The 17148-nt window shown below is 66.2% G+C and carries 21 protein-coding genes and 1 pseudogene; 20 read left to right on the top strand and 2 right to left on the bottom strand.

All coding sequences use genetic code 11. From position 1 onward, the window contains the following. Positions 1-509: pseudogene (locus tag LQR33_RS22345) on the bottom strand (hypothetical protein); the annotation flags it as partial. Between the two features lie 95 nt (positions 510-604). On the opposite strand from LQR33_RS22345, the gene LQR33_RS22340 reads away from it, so the two are divergent. Continuing rightward, positions 605-1507, top strand: a complete 903-nt coding sequence (locus LQR33_RS22340; RefSeq protein ID WP_011136769.1) for a LysR family transcriptional regulator — start codon at positions 605-607, stop codon at positions 1505-1507. A 9-nt stretch (positions 1508-1516) separates the two neighbouring features. Here LQR33_RS22340 and LQR33_RS22335 read toward each other — a convergent pair whose 3' ends face one another. Further along, positions 1517-2152, bottom strand: coding sequence for a TetR/AcrR family transcriptional regulator (locus tag LQR33_RS22335; RefSeq protein ID WP_231179940.1), 636 nt, complete (start codon positions 2150-2152; stop codon positions 1517-1519). A gap of 115 nt (positions 2153-2267) precedes the next feature. Between LQR33_RS22335 and LQR33_RS22330 the strand changes: the two genes are divergently transcribed. The 19 genes from LQR33_RS22330 to LQR33_RS22245 all read left to right on the top strand — a co-directional run. Further along, complete coding sequence (locus LQR33_RS22330; RefSeq protein ID WP_231470476.1) at positions 2268-3554, top strand: NAD(P)/FAD-dependent oxidoreductase; 1287 nt, start codon at positions 2268-2270, stop codon at positions 3552-3554. Further along, a complete protein-coding gene (locus tag LQR33_RS22325; RefSeq protein ID WP_166438099.1) occupies positions 3551-4327 on the top strand; it encodes a DUF1365 domain-containing protein in 777 nt (258 codons plus the stop codon). The genes LQR33_RS22330 and LQR33_RS22325 overlap by 4 nt, the downstream gene beginning before the upstream one ends. Further along, positions 4324-5529: an SAM-dependent methyltransferase gene (locus tag LQR33_RS22320; protein WP_231179946.1), complete on the top strand. Its 1206-nt coding sequence runs from the start codon at positions 4324-4326 to the stop codon at positions 5527-5529. Before LQR33_RS22325 ends, LQR33_RS22320 begins: the two co-directional genes overlap by 4 nt. Continuing rightward, a complete protein-coding gene (locus tag LQR33_RS22315) occupies positions 5529-6062 on the top strand; it encodes a DUF3833 domain-containing protein (protein ID WP_168228100.1) in 534 nt (177 codons plus the stop codon). Before LQR33_RS22320 ends, LQR33_RS22315 begins: the two co-directional genes overlap by 1 nt. Then, positions 6059-6838, top strand: coding sequence for an SDR family NAD(P)-dependent oxidoreductase (locus tag LQR33_RS22310; RefSeq protein WP_043596508.1), 780 nt, complete (start codon positions 6059-6061; stop codon positions 6836-6838). Before LQR33_RS22315 ends, LQR33_RS22310 begins: the two co-directional genes overlap by 4 nt. Next, positions 6835-7269, top strand: coding sequence for a nuclear transport factor 2 family protein (locus LQR33_RS22305; protein WP_231470475.1), 435 nt, complete (start codon positions 6835-6837; stop codon positions 7267-7269). The genes LQR33_RS22310 and LQR33_RS22305 overlap by 4 nt, the downstream gene beginning before the upstream one ends. After that, on the top strand, positions 7269-7430 hold the full coding sequence (locus tag LQR33_RS24345) for a DUF2256 domain-containing protein (protein WP_076225925.1): 162 nt from the start codon (positions 7269-7271) through the stop codon (positions 7428-7430). The genes LQR33_RS22305 and LQR33_RS24345 overlap by 1 nt, the downstream gene beginning before the upstream one ends. Continuing rightward, positions 7427-8956 (top strand): cryptochrome/photolyase family protein, encoded by a 1530-nt coding sequence (locus LQR33_RS22300; RefSeq protein ID WP_331282877.1) that lies wholly within the window; start codon positions 7427-7429, stop codon positions 8954-8956. Before LQR33_RS24345 ends, LQR33_RS22300 begins: the two co-directional genes overlap by 4 nt. A gap of 8 nt (positions 8957-8964) precedes the next feature. Then, entirely contained in the window at positions 8965-9501 is a 537-nt protein-coding gene (locus LQR33_RS22295; protein ID WP_221667419.1) for a lipocalin family protein, read from the top strand. Next, complete coding sequence (locus LQR33_RS22290) at positions 9488-9715, top strand: TIGR02450 family Trp-rich protein (protein ID WP_166438092.1); 228 nt, start codon at positions 9488-9490, stop codon at positions 9713-9715. Before LQR33_RS22295 ends, LQR33_RS22290 begins: the two co-directional genes overlap by 14 nt. 212 nt (positions 9716-9927) lie before the next feature. After that, positions 9928-10554 (top strand): diguanylate cyclase, encoded by a 627-nt coding sequence (locus LQR33_RS22285; RefSeq protein WP_231470472.1) that lies wholly within the window; start codon positions 9928-9930, stop codon positions 10552-10554. Between the two features lie 169 nt (positions 10555-10723). Then, a complete protein-coding gene (locus LQR33_RS22280) occupies positions 10724-11041 on the top strand; it encodes a co-chaperone GroES (protein ID WP_231470471.1) in 318 nt (105 codons plus the stop codon). 29 nt (positions 11042-11070) lie between these two features. Then, positions 11071-12687, top strand: a complete 1617-nt coding sequence (gene groL / locus LQR33_RS22275) for a chaperonin GroEL (RefSeq protein WP_221667422.1) — start codon at positions 11071-11073, stop codon at positions 12685-12687. A 53-nt stretch (positions 12688-12740) separates the two neighbouring features. After that, the gene (locus tag LQR33_RS22270; RefSeq protein ID WP_231470470.1) at positions 12741-13418 is read left to right on the top strand and encodes a BON domain-containing protein; all 678 of its coding nucleotides are present in this window, start codon (positions 12741-12743) and stop codon (positions 13416-13418) included. Positions 13419-13663: 245 nt separating this feature from the next. Continuing rightward, positions 13664-14596 (top strand): LysR family transcriptional regulator, encoded by a 933-nt coding sequence (locus LQR33_RS22265; protein WP_166438088.1) that lies wholly within the window; start codon positions 13664-13666, stop codon positions 14594-14596. A gap of 82 nt (positions 14597-14678) precedes the next feature. Beyond that, the gene (locus tag LQR33_RS22260) at positions 14679-15302 is read left to right on the top strand and encodes a LysE family translocator (protein WP_166438087.1); all 624 of its coding nucleotides are present in this window, start codon (positions 14679-14681) and stop codon (positions 15300-15302) included. Positions 15303-15316: 14 nt separating this feature from the next. Beyond that, entirely contained in the window at positions 15317-15772 is a 456-nt protein-coding gene (locus LQR33_RS22255) for an aminoacyl-tRNA deacylase (RefSeq protein ID WP_231470469.1), read from the top strand. Positions 15773-15873: 101 nt separating this feature from the next. After that, entirely contained in the window at positions 15874-16473 is a 600-nt protein-coding gene (locus LQR33_RS22250; protein ID WP_231470468.1) for a hypothetical protein, read from the top strand. Positions 16474-16571: 98 nt separating this feature from the next. Next, a partial coding sequence (locus tag LQR33_RS22245; RefSeq protein WP_231470467.1) for an MFS transporter occupies positions 16572-17148 on the top strand: 577 nt, incomplete at its 3' end.

Raw genomic sequence — 17148 nt, 5'->3', positions numbered from 1 at the left:
CCGCCGGCCAGCGCCCACAGCAACAGCGCGCCCAGCAACAAGCATTCGGCCAGTCGGCTGGCGCGCCATTCGCGGCGGGCGGCCAGGCGCGCCGCCGGGCGGCCGGGATAAAAGGTGAGCAGCGTCTGCAAGGCCAGGCTGCAGGCGATCCAGGCCAGCGCCATCAGCAACAGGTGGCTGGCTTGCACCACCAGCGTCACCGCCGCCAGCAGGCAGCCGATGGCGCGCAAGAAGCGCGTCTGGCCCGGCTCGCCTTGCATATAGCGGCGCGAGTAGCGCAGCACCATCCAGCCCAGTAGCTGGATCAGCGCCTGCATCAGCCAGGCGGCGGCGAACCATGGCGCAGGCGTGGGCAAAAAGATAAGAGGAAGCAACAGCAGGCCGCCGGCCAGCGCGGCGATTTCGGCGGCCTGCCAGTAGCGCGGCAGCGCGCGGCCCGGCCACAGGGCGGGCAGCAACCAGGCCAGCGCGATCGCGTATGGCAACGCGGCAAGCAGGGTTTGGGGCATGGAAGGCTCCGTTGTTTTCCTGCTCGAACTTTGCCTGAGCGAATATGTTCAGTAAAATAGATTAAATATTAGTTTTCATTCTTTATTTTAGAACAATGAGCCGGCTCAACTACCACCATCTGCACTATTTCTGGGCGGTCGCCAGCGAGGGCCACCTGACGCGCGCGGCCGAGAGGCTGCATGTCTCGCAATCGGCGCTGTCGGCGCAAATTCGCCAGCTGGAAGAGCAACTGGGCCAGCCGTTGTTCCTGCGCGAAGGCCGCAAGCTGCAGCTGACCGAACTGGGCGCGGTGGTGATGCGCTATGCCGAGGAGATTTTCGCGCTGGGCAACGAGCTGTTGGCCACCGCCGCCTCCGGCCAAGGACGCGGCACCTTGCGCATAGGCAGCGTGGCCACGCTGTCGCGCAATTTCCAGGAATGGTTTTTGCAGCCGGTGCTGAAAGAAGCCGATGTACGGCTGGTGCTGGAGTCCGGAAGCCTGGACGAGCTGCTGCAGCGGCTGAAGGCACACGAACTGGACGTGGTGCTGTCCAATCGCCCTGCCCTGGGCGACGACAAGCAATCCTGGCGCTGCCGCACGCTGGCGCGCCAGCCGGTGGTGCTGGTGGGGCCGCCGCGGCCGGAGGGGCGGACCTTCCAGTTCGAGCGCGATCTGCCGGCGCTGCCGCTGCTGGTGCCCAGCCGCAAGAGCGAGATCCGCCTGCGCTTCGACCTGCTGTGCGAGGAGCTGGCGCTGCAGCCGGCCATCCGCGCCGAAGTGGACGATATGGCCATGCTGCGCCTGCTGGCGCGCGACGCCGGCTGCGTGGCGCTGCTGCCGGCCATCGTGGTGCGCGATGAGCTAGGCAAGGGCTTGCTGCAACAATACTGCGTGGTGCCGCGCGTCGAGGAGACCTTCTACGCCATCACCGTGCAGCGGCAGTATCTGCCGCCGCTGCTGCAAGATCTGCTGCGCATGGCGGCAGACGATCAGGCACGGAGCCTGGCCGCGCCCTGACCCGCGGCTTCACGCGTCTCCGTCAGCGCGGCGCTGGCCAGCCGACATGCCGTCGAAACAAACATCAAGCATATGCCTGACGATGTCTTCATCCGGGTATTTCCCATACACCCGCAAATACTCCACCGCCGGATCGCAGGTCCGGGAATAGTAGCTGTACAGGATCACGTCGGTCGGCATATCCGCCCGCAACTCCCCCTGCCGCTTGGCCTGCTCGACGATGCCCTGCAGCGTTTTGTGCAGCTTGATCGCCCGGCTGACGTAGCGCAGGCTGCGCGTCAGCATGGCGCGCACCTGCGGACTGGCCGAAGGCAGGAACGGCAGCCCGCCCTCGAGGCGCACCCGCAGCGCCCAGGCCAAGAGATCGCGCAGGCGGGCGAGCGGACTCAGCTCCGGCGCCTGCCGCGCCAGAAAATCCTGGGCATCGTCCAGCAAGCGGATCATCACCTCGGTCGCCAGCTCATCCTTGGATTTGAAATGCTTGTACAGGCTGGGCTTGGAAATCCCCGCATCGCCGGCCACATCGTCCATGGTCATCAGGTCGAAACCCTTGCTCGCCAGCATCCGCGTCGTGGCGTCCAGCACGGCTTGCTCGCGCAGCTTGAAGGCCTGGTCCTTGAAGCTGAGCCTGCCTAATATACCCATCGGTAACACCTTTTACTGATCAGTAGAATTTTTTTCAAATCGGTTTTATCCTGAATATAAAGCAGCGCCGGCGCACTGCCAAGCCGGTGGATTTCCGACCTCGCGACAGGACGACATGGTGAACGCCTCATCGCCACAACGCATCGCTGTGATAGGCAGCGGCATCGCCGGCCTTGCCACGGCCCACTTTCTCTCCCGGCGCCACGCGGTGACGCTGTTCGAAGCCGCAGACTATCTGGGCGGCCATACCCACACCGTCGATGTCACGGTCGACGGCCGCGACTTCGCCGTCGATACCGGCTTCCTGGTCTTCAACGATCGCACCTATCCCAATCTGATCGCCCTGTTCCAGGAGCTGGGCATCCCCAGCCATCCCAGCGACATGTCGTTCAGCGTCTCCCTGGGCCACGGCCGGCTGGAATGGGCGGGACGCAATCTGGACAGCGTGTTCGTCCAGCGCGGCAATCTGCTGTCGCCCGGCTTCTGGGGCATGCTGTCCGACATCCTGCGCTTCAACCGCGAGGCGGAGCGCAATCTGCGCCGCGCGATCGAGGCCCCGCAAAGCCTGGGACGCCTGCTGGACGCGGACGGATACGGCGCGCGCTTTCGCCGCCACTATCTGCTGCCGATGGCGGCGGCGATCTGGTCCAGCCCCTGCCGCGACATCCTGTCCTTTCCGGCCGAGACTTTCCTGCGCTTCTGCCTGAACCATGGCCTGCTGCAGCTGCGCGACCGGCCGCAGTGGCGCACCGTGCCGGGCGGCGCCCGGCAATATGTCGATAAAATCGCCGCCGGCCTGGCCGATGTCCGGCTGTCGACGCCGGTGCTGCGCGCCAGCCGCGTCGACGACCGCCTGCGCCTGCTCACCGCCAGCAGCGAGGAAACCTTCGACGCGGCCGTGTTCGCGACCCATGCGCCGCAAACCCTGGGCATGCTGGCCGACGCGGGCGAGCTGGAACGCAGGATATTGTCCGCGGTCCGCTACCAGGCAAACGAAGCCGTTTTGCACACCGACGCCGCGCTCTTGCCCAGGCGCCAAGCCGCCTGGTCGGCCTGGAACTTCCTGGCGGACGAGCCGGACGACAGCCGGGCGGTGGGCGTCAGCTATCTGCTCAACCAGCTGCAGCCGCTGCCTGTCGCCACGCCGGTGGTCGTCACTTTGAATCCGCCGCGTCCGCCCGATCCCGCCAAGGTGCTGGGCCGCTTCCACTACCAACATCCTTTGCTCGACGCCGCCGCCATCGCCGCGCAAAAGGCCTTGCCCAGCATCCAGGGCCGCCACGGCTGCTGGTTCGCCGGCGCCTGGACCGGCTACGGCTTCCACGAGGACGGGCTGAAGTCCGCGCTGCGGGTGGCGCAGGCGTTTGGCCTGGCTCCGGCCTGGGCGAGGGTGGAAAGATGAGCGGCGCCTATCTGCTGACCGGACAGGTGATGCACCGCCGCCTGCGCCCGGCGCCCAATCGCTTCGTGTATCCGGTTTTCTGCCTGCGGCTGAATCTGGCCAAGCTAGAAAGCCTGCGCGGCTTCTGGTTCGGCGTGGACCGCTGGCGGCCGCTGGCGCTGCGCACGCGCGACTACGGCCCACGCGACGGCTCGCCGCTGCTGCCATGGGCGCGCGCGCGGCTGGCGGAAGCCGGGCTGCCGGCCGACGGCGAAATCTGGCTGCAAACCTTTCCGCGCGTATTCGGCTATGCCTTCAACCCGGTCAGCTTCTGGTATTGCCACGATGCGGCCGGCCGCTTGATCGCGGTGCTGGCCGAGGTGAACAACACCTTCGGCGAGCATCACGGCTATCTGCTCAGTCCGTCCCAGGGAGGCGAGATCAGCACCTCCAGCCAGCTCGCCTGCCGCAAGCTGCTGCACGTTTCGCCGTTTTGCCGCGTGGAAGGCCATTACCGTTTCCGCTTCGCCGAACAGCCGGGCCGCGCGCTGGTGCGCATCGACTATCACGACGCCGCGGGCGCCTTGCTGCACACCTCGATAGCCGGCCGCCTGCGCGCCTTGACAGCGCCGGCGGCAGCCGCCGCCTTGTTGCGCCAGCCCTTGCTGACCCTGGGCGTCATCGCCCGCATCCACTGGCAGGCGTTGAAGCTGTGGCTGAAACGCGTGCCCATCTTCCGCAAACCCCATCCCCCCGCCGCCGCGCTCAGCCGCGGCCAGGAGTTGAAGCCATGAGCGCGAGCCAACCCATCGCCTTGTCCCGTCCCGATATTCCCGCCGCCGGGCGGGCGCTGCTGGCCCTGTTGTCGAAACTGCGCCACGGCAGCCTCAAACTCATCACCCCGGATGGCGAGACCCTGTGGTTCGGCGCTCTCCATGCGGAAACCGACGCCGAGCTGCAGCTGCGCGACTGGCGCGCCTGCGGCCGCATCCTGGCCGGCGGCGATATCGGCTTTGCCGAAGCCTATCGCGACGGCTGGCTGGACAGCCCCGACCTGACGGCGCTGCTGCGGCTGGCGCTGCGCAACGAAGACGCCTTGCAGCTGGGCAGGCTAGGCCGCTGGGCCGCGCGCTGCTGGCACAAGCTGCGCCACCTGGCGCGCGCCAACAGCCGCCGCGGCAGCCGGCGCAACATCCACGCCCATTACGATATCGGCAACGATTTTTACCGGCTGTGGCTGGACCCGAGCTGGACCTATTCCAGCGCCTGGTTCGCTGGCGACTACAGCCTGCCCCTAGCCGACGCGCAAGCGCGCAAGTACCAGCGCATCTGCGAACAACTGCGGCTGCGCCCCGGCATGCGGGTGCTGGAAATCGGCTGCGGCTGGGGCGGCTTCGCCGAGCATGCCGCCCGCCTCGGCGTGGCGGTGCATGGCATCACCATCTCGGACGCGCAGCTGGACTTCGCCCGCCGCCGCCTGGCCAACGAACCGCTGGTCAGGCTGGAGCACCGCGATTACCGCGACCTCTCCGGCCAATACGACGCCATCGTGTCGATCGAGATGTTCGAGGCAGTGGGCGAACGATACTGGCGCGGCTATTTCGACACCCTGCGCCGCTGCCTGAAGCCGGGCGGCCAGGCGCTGGCGCAGAGCATCACCATAGAGGAGTCCCGCTTCGACGCGTACCGCGCCGGCGCCGACTTCATCCAGACCTTCATCTTTCCCGGCGGCATGCTGCCCAGCCGCGAGCGCTTCCAGCGCGCGGCGCAGCAAAGCGGCCTGGCATGCAGCAACCGGCTGGACTTCGGCGCCGACTACGCGGAAACGCTGCGCCGCTGGCGCGATGCTTTCGAGGCCAACCTCGCCGCCATCCGAGGCCAGGGCTTCGACGAGGCCTTCATCCGGCTGTGGCGGCTGTACCTGTGCTACTGCGAAGCCGGTTTCAACGAAGGCCGCATCGGCGTTTCGCAATTTCTGCTGGAAAGGAATGCGTGATGCCGCGCGCCGCCCTCGCCTCCTTGCTGGCCTTGCTGACGGGTTGCGCCGGACCGTCGGTGGCCGATTACGCCGCCAATCGCCCGCTGCTGGACCCTGGCCGCTTTTTCCTCGGCAAAACCGAGGCCTGGGGCATGTTCCAGGACCGGCAAGGCCGCGTGGCCAAGCGCTTCACCGTGGACATGGACGGCGAACGCCAGGGCGAGGAGCTCGTGCTGACCGAGCGCTTCCATTACAGCGACGGCAGCCGCCAGCAGCGCGTATGGCGGCTCAAGCCCATAGGCGACGGCCGCTGGCGCGGCCTGGCCGACGATGTGGTCGGCGAGGCCGTCGGCGAGACGGCCGGCAACGCGCTGCGCTGGCGCTACACACTGAAGCTGCCGGTGGACGGCAAACAGTATCTGGTGCAGTTCGACGACTGGATGTTCCTGCAGGACGAGCGCAGCCTGCTCAACCGGGCGACGATGAGCAAGTTCGGCTTCCGCCTGGGCGAAGTCACGCTGTTCTTCCGCAAGCCGGAGGCCAAGCCATGACGCTGCGCCTCAATCCCGCCATAGCGGACTGGCGCGCGCGCCGGGTGTGGGTGATAGGCGCGTCCAGCGGCATCGGCGCGGCCTTGGCCGACGAACTGCTGCAGGCCGGCGCCGAAGTCATCCTGTCGGCGCGCCGCGCCGAGCCGATGCGCATGCTGGCGGCGGGCTGCCCGGGCGCGCGGGTGGAAACGCTGGACGTGACCGATCCCGCCGCCTGGCAGGCCGCCTGGTCGCATCTGGAGGCCGCCGGCGCGCTGCCGGATTTCGTGGTGTTCTGCGCGGCCGATTACCGGCCGCAAACCTGCCTGGACCTGTACGCAGAGGAAACCCGCCGCCTGCTCGACACCAATCTGCTGGGCGTCTACCACGGGCTGGAAGTGGTGTTGCCGACGCTGGCGCGGCAAGGACGCGGCGGCGTGGCGCTGGTCGCCAGCGTGGCCGGTTACGCCGGCCTGCCCGGCGCCGTGGTCTACGGCCCCGGCAAGGCGGCGCTGATTAATCTGGCGGAAATCCTCTACACCGAGCTCAGGCCGCGCGGGGTGGCGGTTTACCTGATCAATCCCGGCTTCGTCGCCACGCCGCTCACCGCCAAGAACCACTTCACCATGCCGGCGCTGCTGACGCCGCGCCAGGCGGCGCGGCACATCATGCGCGGGCTAGAGCGCGGCGCGTTCGAAATCCACTTCCCGCTGCGCTTCACCGTATGGCTCAAACTGTTGCGGCTGCTGCCCTACCGGCTGCGGCTGCCCTTGCTCGCGAGGTTGGCACGACCATGAAACGCACCCCCACCCAAGCCGAATGGCAGGCCCTGCTCGACTGGTACCAGACGCTGACGCCGGACACGCTGCCTGACATCGGCCGCCATTACGCCGCAGAGGCCCGCTTCAAGGACCCGTTCAACGACGCGCGCGGCGTGGCCAGGATCCAGGCGGTGTTCCGCCACATGTTCAAGACGCTGGAACACCCGCGCTTCACCGTCATCCATGCGCTGCGCGACGGCGACCAGGCCTTTATCACCTGGGATTTCCACTTCTTGTATGCCGGCCGCCAAATGAGCATCCACGGCGGCAGCCATCTGCAGTTCGACGCCGACGGCAAGATCACGCTGCACCGCGACTACTGGGACGCGGCGGAAGAACTGTTCGAGAAAATTCCGTTGTTCGGCCTGCCCGTGGCCTGGCTGCGCAAGAAGCTAAGGGTTGTCTGATGTCGGCTGCGGCATTCAAGGGCAACAAGGCGGCGTTGCCGTCCAAGCCCTGCGCCGGCTGCGGCCGAACCATGAGCTGGCGCAAAAAATGGCGCGCCAGCTGGGACGCTGTCCAGTATTGCTCGGAACGCTGCCGCCGCCGGAAAGGCAAAGCCGCATGACCACCTTGCGGCTGATCCTGGGCGACCAGCTCAATCCCCGCCACAGCTGGTTCGCCGAGCCCGACGCCAACGTGGTGCATGTGATGATGGAAATCCGCCAGGAAACCGATTACGTGCGCCACCACGCGCAGAAAATCCTGGCCATCTTCGCCGCGATGCGCGACTTCGCCGCCCAGTTGAAAGCGCAAGGCCACCGCGTGCGCTACGTGGCCATAGACGACGCCAGCAACCGCCAGTCGCTGATCGGCAATCTGGACGCGCTGATCGTCCATTACCGCGCGGCGGCGGTGGAGTACCAGGCCCCGGACGAGTGGCGGCTGGACCGCCAGCTGGCGGAATGGGCGGCCGGCCTGCCCATACCTTGCCGCATGGCGGACAGCGAGCACTTCTACACCGCGCGCGGCGAGGCGGCGGCGTTCTTCGGCGCGCGGCGGCAATGGCGGCAGGAGACCCTATACCGTCACCTGCGGCGCCAGCACGGCATTTTGATGGACGACAACGGCGAGCCCGCCGGCGGGCGCTGGAATTTCGACGCCGACAACCGCCAGCGCTGGCCCGGCCACCCGCCCGAACCAGACGATGCGCGTCCCGAGCATGACCACAGCCGGCTGTGGCAAACCATTGTCGACGCCGAGGTGGACAGCTTCGGCCAGCCGCAGGCGGACGCCCTGCGCTGGCCGCTCAACCGCGCCGAGGCGCTGGCGCAGCTGCGCGCCTTCGTCGAACACGCGCTGCCGCATTTCGGCGCCTACCAGGACGCCATGAGCCCGCGCGCGCGGCGGCTGTTCCATTCGCTGCTGTCCTTCGCCCTCAATGTGAAAATGCTGAACCCGCGCGAAACGGTGGACGCCGCCGTCGCCGCCTGGCGCTCGGGCCGCACGCCGCTGGCCGCGGTGGAAGGCTTCGCGCGGCAGCTGCTGGGCTGGCGCGAGTACGTGCGCGGCGTGTACTGGGCCAAGATGCCCGGCTACCGCGACTGCAACGCGCTGGACCACCGCTTGCCGCTGCCGCGCTGGTTCTGGGACGGCGACACCGGCATGCGCTGCCTCGCCCACGCCATCGGCCAATCGCTGGAAGACGCCTACGCCCACCACATCCAGCGGCTGATGGTGATAGGCAATTTCGGCCTGATCGCCGGCCTGTCGCCGCAGGCGCTGCACGAATGGTATCTGGGCGTCTACATCGACGCCTTCGAATGGGTGGAGCTGCCCAACACGCTGGGCATGAGCCAGTTCGCCGACGGCGGGCTGCTGGGCAGCAAGCCTTACGCCGGCAGCGCCGCCTATATCGGCCGCATGGGCGATTACTGCGCCGGCTGCCGCTACCGGCCCAAGCAGCGCGTCGGCGCCGACGCCTGCCCGTTCAATGCCTTGTACTGGGATTTTTTCCAGCGCCACCGCGCGCGGCTGGCCGCCAATCCGCGGCTGACGCTGGTCTACCGCCAGTTGGACAAGCTGCCGGAAGCCGAACGCGCCGCCATCGCCGCGCGCGCCGCCGTGCTGCAAGCCGATCTAGACGCACTGTGAGGTCAATCATGCTGAGAAAACCGCTCGCGCTGTTCGCCATCGCCCTGCTGCCGCTCACCGGCTGCTCCACCGCGCCGCCGTCCGGCATCGACCCGGTGCGGGGGTTCCAGCTGGAACGCTACCAAGGCCGCTGGTATGAAATCGCCCGCCTGGATCACCGCTTCGAACGCGGCCTGCAGGCGGTTAGCGCCGACTACAGCCGCAACCCCGACGGCAGCATCCGCGTGGTCAACCGCGGCTACGACGCCGCTGCCGCCAGTTGGCGCCAAACCGTCGGCAAGGCCTGGTTCAACGGCCCTGCCGATGTCGCCTCGCTGAAAGTATCTTTCTTCGGCCCGTTCTACGGCGGCTACCATGTGGCGGCGCTGGACCCCGGCTACCGCTGGGCGGTGGTGGTCGGACCGGACAAGGACTATCTGTGGCTGCTGTCGCGCGACAAGCAGCCCGCCGCCGACGCCAGGCCGGCGTTGCTGGCGGTGGCGGCCAGGCTGGGCGTGCCGACCGACAAGCTGATCTGGGTGAGGCAGGACCGTGGCGACAACTAGGCGGCTGAATCCGGAAAAATTGCTGCTGAGCAAATGGACCGCCGCCGCGCCGCGAAACCGGGAGAAGCACTTCCTGGTGGTGGCGCTGGGCCGGCCTGCGCCGGACATGCCGGTGGAAACGGTCACGCTGGAGGCGGTGCATAGCCGGCGCCGGCAAACCATGGCGTGGCAGGCGCTGCGGGATACGGACCAATGGCTGCAAGGTTGGCAATGAAAACCTGGCCATCGCCGCACAGCATGGGCTTGCCTCGCGCCGGCAATGTTTTTATCGTTTAAGAGTCACTGACAAAACCCCTGATCCTGCGTTGCGCCTCCTTGCCGTACTGCCTGTACTGTCTGCGTCGGCGCGCCTTGGCTCAGGTGCTTTGCGAGGTTTTGTCAGCCACGCCAAGCATGTCTTCGCATCCATCGTCATGGAGTGTCGCCATGGAGTTGTTCGATACCTTGTCCGCCCAGATCCGTCATATGCGCCTGCCGCTGTTCGCGGTCAGCCTCAGCGCGGTCCCCCTTCCCGATACGCCGCTGCTGTTGATGCTGCATTGGCATGGCTTCCGCAAATCCGCCCCTGACCGCGCGCGGACGGCCCCCAGCATGCTGCGGCAAGTGCCGGCGTCGGCTTTGCAGCTGACGCGCAGCTGGAAGGCGCTGTCGCGGGTGGAGGAAGAGATTCTGGACGCGGCCTGGCAGCTGGGCGCCTGGAATCTGCTGCGCGACGAGCGGCGCGGCTGCAACACCCTAGGCGCCGCCGCCGGCGAGGAGCTGGCCTGCCGCCAGGCTTTCGGGGATTTGCCGCCTATCGACGGCCAGGAAAGCATCGTGGCCGAAGCGCCCGACGCACCGGAGCTGATGCGGCTGGCGGCGCGCCGCGGCTATGTTTGCTGGCAGTTTCGGCCGGTGCATGGCGGGCTGTGGCGCGAATTGGCCGAGGACGACACGCTGGGCGAAGCCGGGCTGCGCCAGCCCCCTTGCCCGCTGGTGCCGCGCGTCTGCCGCGGCGGCAAGGCGGCCCGAACCGAATACCGTTTCGGCCGCGTCGAGCGCGTCATTTTTTAGCCGCATTTTTTCTGAAAAAAACCTCTTGAAAAGTTTTTGGCCCGCCCTTACTTCGTCATTCGTCAGCCCCTCAGGCTGAGTTTGACCGGCAAGCGCGGGCATCTTCTCGCCTGCAGCAAGCCGGTCTTACCTACCGTTTCCAATGATCTGAATCGCACAGGAGATTGATATGCAAATCCGTCCTCTGCACGACCGGATTATCGTCAAGCGGGTCGAAAAGGTCCGCCAGACAGCATCCGGCATCGTCATTCCCGATAGCGCCGCGGAAAAACCCGAACAAGGCGAAGTCCTCTCTGTTGGTCCCGGCAAACGCTTGCCTGACGGCACCTTGCTGCCGATGCAAGTGCAGGTAGGCGACTTGGTGTTGTTCGGCAAATATGGCGGCCAGACCGTCAAGCTGGACGACCAGGAGTACCTGGTGCTTCGTGAAGAGGATGTCTTCGGCGTGATCGAAGAGACGTCCGAGTCCGGCCGCAAGGCTGCTTGATTTTCCCCATTCATCACAGGAGTTAAACCATGGCTGCGAAAGAAGTCCGCTTCCACGACAACGCCCGTGAACGCATCGTCAACGGCGTCAACGTGCTGGCCAATGCCGTGAAAGTCACCCTGGGGCCAAAGGGCCGCAACGTGCTGCTGGCGCGCAGTTTCGGCGCGCCGCACATTACCAAGGACGGCGTGTCGGTCGCCAAGGAAATCGAACTGAAAGACCCGTTCGAAAACATGGGCGCGCAGATGGTGAAGGAAGTCGCCTCCAAGACCGCTGACGTGGCAGGCGACGGCACCACCACCGCCACCGTGCTGGCCCAGGCCATCGTGCAGGAAGGCATGAAGTACGTCGCCTCTGGCATGAACCCGATGGACCTGAAGCGCGGCATCGACAAGGCCGTCCATGCCGTAATCAAAGAGCTGCAAACTCTGTCCAAGCCGGTGACCAACAGCAAGGAAACCGCCCAGGTGGCCGCGCTGTCGGCCAATTCCGACGAGGCCATCGGCAAGATCATTGCCGACGCTATGGACAAGGTAGGCAAGGAAGGCGTGATCACCGTCGAGGACGGCAAATCCTTGGACAATGAATTGGCTGTTGTCGAAGGCATGCAGTTCGACCGCGGCTACCTGTCGCCCTACTTCATCACCGATCCGGAAAAACAGACCGCCGTGCTGGAAGACCCGCTGGTGCTGCTCTACGACAAGAAGATCAGCAATATCCGCGATCTGTTGCCGGTGCTGGAGCAAGTGGCCAAGGCCGGCAAACCGCTGCTGATCATCGCGGAAGACGTGGAAGGCGAAGCGCTGGCCACCCTGGTGGTGAACAGCATGCGCGGCATCCTGAAGGTGGCCGCCGTGAAGGCGCCCGGCTTTGGCGACCGCCGCAAGGCTATGCTGGAGGACATCGCCATCCTGACAGCCGGAACCGTCATTTCCGAGGAAACCGGCCTGACGCTGGAAAAAGCCGGCCTGACGGAGCTGGGCAGCGCCAAGCGCGTGGAAATCGGCAAGGAAAACACCACCATCATCGACGGCGCTGGAGACAAGGCCAAGATCGATGCCCGCGTGCAAGCCATCCGCGCCCAGATCGATGCGGCTACCAGCGACTATGACCGCGAGAAGCTGCAGGAACGAGTGGCCAAGCTATCCGGCGGCGTGGCGGTGATCCGTATCGGCGCGGCTACCGAAGTCGAAATGAAAGAGAAGAAAGACCGCGTGGACGACGCGCTGCACGCCACCCGCGCCGCAGTGGAAGAAGGCATTGTGGCCGGCGGCGGCGTTGCCCTGCTGCGCGCCCGCGCCCACATCAAGGAGCTGAAGGGCGACAACCCCGACCAGGACGCCGGCATCCAGATCGTGTTGCGCGCGCTGGAAGCGCCGCTGCGCGCCATCGCCGCCAATGCCGGCGACGAGCCATCGGTCATCGTCAACAAGGTGCTGGAGGGCAAAGGCAGCCACGGCTACAACGCCGCCAGCGGCCAGTTCGGCGACTTGGTCGAAATGGGCGTGATCGACCCGACCAAGGTGACGCGCACCGCGCTGCAAAACGCGGCTTCCATCGCCAGCCTGATCCTGACCACCGACGCCACCGTGGCCGAGGCGGCGCAGGACAGCAAGGCCAAGGCTCCGGCAGAGCTGGACTACTGATCCACTGACCTTGCCCCTTTCGTCATTGGCCCGCGCTCAGGCGCGGGCTTTTTTTGCGCGAGTATCTCTACTCGACTTCTAAAACAAAATGCGTCGCTCATGCCACAGGATTTTTTACTAACATTGCTGAAAGTTCCGTATTTTTCATTAAGTATGCGCAGCGTCTCCCTTCATGGGTGCACTCAAAAGTGGGAAAAGCCTTACTTGGCAAGGATGGAAGTTTTCACTTACTTTGCTTCCCTACAGCCCGCGCCTGGAGTCTGGGATATTGCCTGATACTGGCATGCGGGGCGGCGCGCGCCGCCCCGCCGGTCAAAAACTGGTTCAACGACCCGTTCATCCAAGTGCGCAACCGGATAGCCTCCTGCCCGGCTCCTCTGGGCCCATTCGCCACCGAGGCGGAGATGAAACAACAGGCGCATTCGCGCATCGAGCGCGGCACCAGCTGCTGGCTGGCCAAGCAATGCGCGAAGCCCAACGCCTATATGTACGACGCAGATATCGCCGCCGACCTGCGGCGACGCTTCGCCCAAAGCCGCCGCTTCGCCAACGCCAGCTTGTGGCTTACCGTGCAACGCCGCTTCGTTTACGTGGAAGGCTGCATCCGCAGCCGGAATGCCGCCGCAGGCATCGAAGCCTTCATCAAGCGGACTCCGGACGTGCAACTGGTGATTGCGAACATCACCGTTGGCTCCGGCAAACCAAATTACGCAGTCATGCCAGAAAGATAGCGGACCCCGCGCATCTGGCGCGCCTCCGCCTTGCATGCTCTTAAACGAGCCGGCTCGGTGGCTGGTGGACAATTGCCGGCGGCAAGCGGCCGCCATCATCAGTCCTTGCCGCCAAATCATGACGGCTGCCTCACCCCATCACGCGCCCTCGCCAACCGCTTCCCTAAAACCTCTGTCCAGCCCACAATCCAGAGATCACGTAAAACGAACCGGGCCGATGATCGCCCGACAATGACGGATACCCGATGCCTCTCCCGCTCAACCTGAACCTGCTGCGCTCGCTGGAGGTGCTGCTGGAAACGCGCAATCTCACCCATTCCGCCGACAGGCTGGGCCTGACCCAATCGGCGATGAGCCGCCATCTGGTGCAGTTGCGCGCGCAGTTCCAAGACCCGCTGCTGCTGCGCGAGGGGCAGCGCTTCGTGCTGACCGAGCGGGCGGAAGAGCTGCGGCTGGGACTGAAAACGGTGCTTGAGCAGGTGGAACAGCTGTACCAGCCGCCACAGTTCGATCCGGCGGTCTGCGAGCGGGAGTTTTCCTTCGCCGGCTCCGACTACCTCGCCGAATACATGCTGCCGGACATTCTGGACCGCGTGCTGCCGCAAGCGCCCGACATGCGCCTGAAATTCCTCCCCTGGCAGGCCGGGCGTTTCGACATGCTGGTGGACGGAAGCGCGGACTTGGTGTCCACCATCGCCGACGAGGTGCCGGACAATATCTACGGCAAGTCGCTGGGCCAGGACCAGCCGATGTGCGTGATGGCCGACGACCACCCATTGCGGAACAAACCCGCGCTGGAGCGGGACGACTACCTGGCCTGGCCGCACGCGCGCGTCAGCTCCGCCAGCGACAAGGACGGCTTCGTCGACATCCAGCTGGCGCAACAAGGCCAGTCTCGCCAAATCCGCATCGCCACGCCCTATTTCGTGTCGGCGCTGAGCATCGTCTCCCGCAGCCAGCTGCTGCTGACGCTGCCGGAACACCTGGCCATCCGCTTCCAGCGCCAGTTTCCGGTGCATGCCAAGCCCATACCCTTCATCGATTACACCTACCGCTACTGGCTGCTGTGGCACGGCCGGGCGGACAAGGACCCGGCGCACCGCTGGTTCCGCGGCCACGTGTTCGACGTGCTGCACCACTCCATCCACGGCGTCAGCAAGTATTCGGAGAACGCATAGCGGCTATCCGCCGATGGCGGTTCTGTCCGCCGCGCCCAGCTCATAGACTTTGTCCGGACTGTCATCAAACAAGGAGAAAGCTATGACCTGGACCACCTGGCTGCAATTCGCCGGCGTATGTATGCTGGGCGCGATGTCGCCCGGCCCCAGCCTGGCGATGGTATTGCAGCAGACCGCCCGCGGCGGGCGCGGCGGCGGCCTCGCAGCCGCGATGGGACACGCGCTGGGCGTGGGCCTGTACGCGTTGGCCGCCGCCCAGGGGCTGGCGATGGTGATGGCGGCGCATCCGCTGCTGTTCAAAGTCATCTCCTGCCTCGGCGCGGCCTATTTGATCTGGCTGGGCGTGCAGGGCCTGCGCGCGGCGTCCCGTCCGTCGCGGGCCGCCAGCAACGAAATCTCCGCCGCCGCGCCGACCTCCGCCTGGCGCGCCGCGCGCACCGGCCTGGCGGTATCGCTGTCCAATCCGCACCTGGCGGTGATGTTCGTCGCCCTGCTCAGCCAGTTCGTCACCGCCGACATGCCTGCCGGCAGCCAGGTGCTGCTGATCGTCACCGCGATGGGACTGGATTTCGGCTGGTACGCGTTGCTGGCGTTGCTGATCTCGCACCCGTCCATCCTGAACGGCCTGCACCGCAAGAGCCGGTGGATAGACGGCTGCGGCGGCGCGCTGATGCTGCTGCTGGGCCTGCGCATCCTGATGGTGTGACGATGCGGCGAAAAATGACGGAATGGAATCCGGAAGCATTCGCGGCACTGGTGTCTCGCCACGGCGGCGAGGTTCTGGAACACGACAAGCCGCTGCGCTCAGCCCACGAGGGCGCTGCCCACTTCGGCATCGCCATGGCGCAGACCGCGCCCACGCTGATCGTGGAGGCCGACGGCGACATCTTCGCCTGCATCCTGTCCGGCGGACGGGACGGCGTGGACTGGGACAAGCTGGCGCAAACGCTGGGCCGCAACCAGGCCCGGCTGGCCGACCGCCGCCGCGTACGCGACATTACCGGCTGCGACGCCGGCGCGGTGCCGCTGCTGGGCCTGGATCTCCCCTGCGTGATGGACCGCCTGCTGCTGGCCCACGACTTTGTCTACGGCGGCGCCGGCGATCCGCTCAGGACGCTGAAGATCTCCCCCCGCGTCCTGGCGGAACTGAACCGCGTGTCGATCTGGTACGAATAAACACGCTGCCGAACGGGCTTCTGGCGCGGCTTGCGATTTCGCTTGCATCCTGGCGGCGCGGGCGCGAAATTGACAGGTCGTCACCTACACGGACCGAATCGATGAAACTCATTCGACTGCTGCTTCTGCTGCTCGCCGCCGCGCCCGCCTTCGCCGACACCCAAACCCTGATCATGCTGCGCCACGGCGAAAAGCCGGACGGCGGCTACGGCCAGCTCAGCTGCAAAGGCCTCAACCGCTCGCTGGCGCTGATCAAGACATTGCCGGCCAAGTTCGGCAAGGCGGACCAGATCTATGCGCCGTCCACCGCCAGCCAAAAGCGCGACCCCGCCGGCACCTTCAACTACATCCGGCCGCTGGCGACGATAGAGCCGACGGCGATCGCCCAGGGCCTGCCGGTGAACACCGCGTTCGACATGCTGGCGATAGACGGCCTGCAGCAACAGCTGGTCAATCCGCTGCGCCACGGCAAGACGGTCTACATCGCCTGGGAGCACAAGCAGTTGCGGGAAATGGCCGCCGACATCATGCGCCGCTACGGCGGCAAAGACGGCGCGGCCCAGGTGCCGGTCTGGGGCAAGGACGATTTCGACAGCCTGTACGTGATCGACATCGATTACGGCAGCGGCAAGCCCATCGCCCGCTTCCGCCACGACAAGCAGGGCCTGAACGATGTGCCCGACGCCTGCCCCGGCGCGTAAGCGCTGAACCGGGACGGACGTCTCAGCGACGCCATCCTTGACTTGAAGTTAACTTTAACTTTCATCATGACGGTTCTTACCGCAACAAGAGTTTTCCCATGCAGCCATCCGTCAAGAATGAAAGTCTCTTCAGCCAGGGCAGAACCGCGGCCTGCATCGGCGGCATCGCGCTGATCTCGCTGCTGGCCTTCGAATCCATCGCCGTCGCCGCGGCCATGCCCGCCGTCGCCGCCGCGCTGGGCGGTCTGGACTTCTACGCGATCGCCTTCGGCGGCACGCTGGCCACCTCGGTGGTGGGCATGACGCTGGGCGGCGAAATCTGCGACCGCTACGGCGCGGCCCGCTCCGCCTGGCTGGGCCTAGCCGCCTTCATCGCCGGCCTGCTGGCGGCGGGCGCGGCCTCCGACATGTACATGCTGGTGCTGGGTCGGCTGATGCAGGGTCTGGGCTCCGGCCTGCTGGGCGTGGCCATCTACGTGGGCATGTCGCGCGCGGTGCCGCCGGCGCTGCATCCCAAGCTGTTCGCGATGTTCGCCGGCGCCTGGGTGGTGCCCGCGCTGATCGGCCCCGGCATCGCCGCCGGCCTGGTCCATGTCTTCGGCTGGCGCGCGGTGTTCCTGGCAGTGGCGGCGCTGGCGCCGGCCGCCGGCGCGCTGCTGCTGCCTGCCCTGAACC

Source organism: Chromobacterium piscinae (assembly GCF_021129175.1).
Classification (GTDB): domain Bacteria; phylum Pseudomonadota; class Gammaproteobacteria; order Burkholderiales; family Chromobacteriaceae; genus Chromobacterium; species Chromobacterium piscinae.
The sequence above is the reverse complement of the archived record's forward strand: the minus strand, read 5'-3'. Positions and strand labels throughout refer to the sequence as shown.

What these genes read in the sequence shown, in the direction of transcription:
- LQR33_RS22340 (WP_011136769.1), top strand. Translation starts at nt 605, where the DNA reads ATGAGCCGGCTCAACTACCACCATCTGCACTATTTCTGGGCGGTCGCC.
- LQR33_RS22335 (WP_231179940.1), bottom strand. Translation starts at nt 2,152, where the DNA reads ATGGGTATATTAGGCAGGCTCAGCTTCAAGGACCAGGCCTTCAAGCTG.
- LQR33_RS22330 (WP_231470476.1), top strand. Translation starts at nt 2,268, where the DNA reads ATGGTGAACGCCTCATCGCCACAACGCATCGCTGTGATAGGCAGCGGC.
- LQR33_RS22325 (WP_166438099.1), top strand. Translation starts at nt 3,551, where the DNA reads ATGAGCGGCGCCTATCTGCTGACCGGACAGGTGATGCACCGCCGCCTG.
- LQR33_RS22320 (WP_231179946.1), top strand. Translation starts at nt 4,324, where the DNA reads ATGAGCGCGAGCCAACCCATCGCCTTGTCCCGTCCCGATATTCCCGCC.
- LQR33_RS22315 (WP_168228100.1), top strand. Translation starts at nt 5,529, where the DNA reads ATGCCGCGCGCCGCCCTCGCCTCCTTGCTGGCCTTGCTGACGGGTTGC.
- LQR33_RS22310 (WP_043596508.1), top strand. Translation starts at nt 6,059, where the DNA reads ATGACGCTGCGCCTCAATCCCGCCATAGCGGACTGGCGCGCGCGCCGG.
- LQR33_RS22305 (WP_231470475.1), top strand. Translation starts at nt 6,835, where the DNA reads ATGAAACGCACCCCCACCCAAGCCGAATGGCAGGCCCTGCTCGACTGG.
- LQR33_RS24345 (WP_076225925.1), top strand. Translation starts at nt 7,269, where the DNA reads ATGTCGGCTGCGGCATTCAAGGGCAACAAGGCGGCGTTGCCGTCCAAG.
- LQR33_RS22300 (WP_331282877.1), top strand. Translation starts at nt 7,427, where the DNA reads ATGACCACCTTGCGGCTGATCCTGGGCGACCAGCTCAATCCCCGCCAC.
- LQR33_RS22295 (WP_221667419.1), top strand. Translation starts at nt 8,965, where the DNA reads ATGCTGAGAAAACCGCTCGCGCTGTTCGCCATCGCCCTGCTGCCGCTC.
- LQR33_RS22285 (WP_231470472.1), top strand. Translation starts at nt 9,928, where the DNA reads ATGGAGTTGTTCGATACCTTGTCCGCCCAGATCCGTCATATGCGCCTG.
- LQR33_RS22280 (WP_231470471.1), top strand. Translation starts at nt 10,724, where the DNA reads ATGCAAATCCGTCCTCTGCACGACCGGATTATCGTCAAGCGGGTCGAA.
- groL (WP_221667422.1), top strand. Translation starts at nt 11,071, where the DNA reads ATGGCTGCGAAAGAAGTCCGCTTCCACGACAACGCCCGTGAACGCATC.
- LQR33_RS22265 (WP_166438088.1), top strand. Translation starts at nt 13,664, where the DNA reads ATGCCTCTCCCGCTCAACCTGAACCTGCTGCGCTCGCTGGAGGTGCTG.
- LQR33_RS22260 (WP_166438087.1), top strand. Translation starts at nt 14,679, where the DNA reads ATGACCTGGACCACCTGGCTGCAATTCGCCGGCGTATGTATGCTGGGC.
- LQR33_RS22255 (WP_231470469.1), top strand. Translation starts at nt 15,317, where the DNA reads ATGACGGAATGGAATCCGGAAGCATTCGCGGCACTGGTGTCTCGCCAC.
- LQR33_RS22250 (WP_231470468.1), top strand. Translation starts at nt 15,874, where the DNA reads ATGAAACTCATTCGACTGCTGCTTCTGCTGCTCGCCGCCGCGCCCGCC.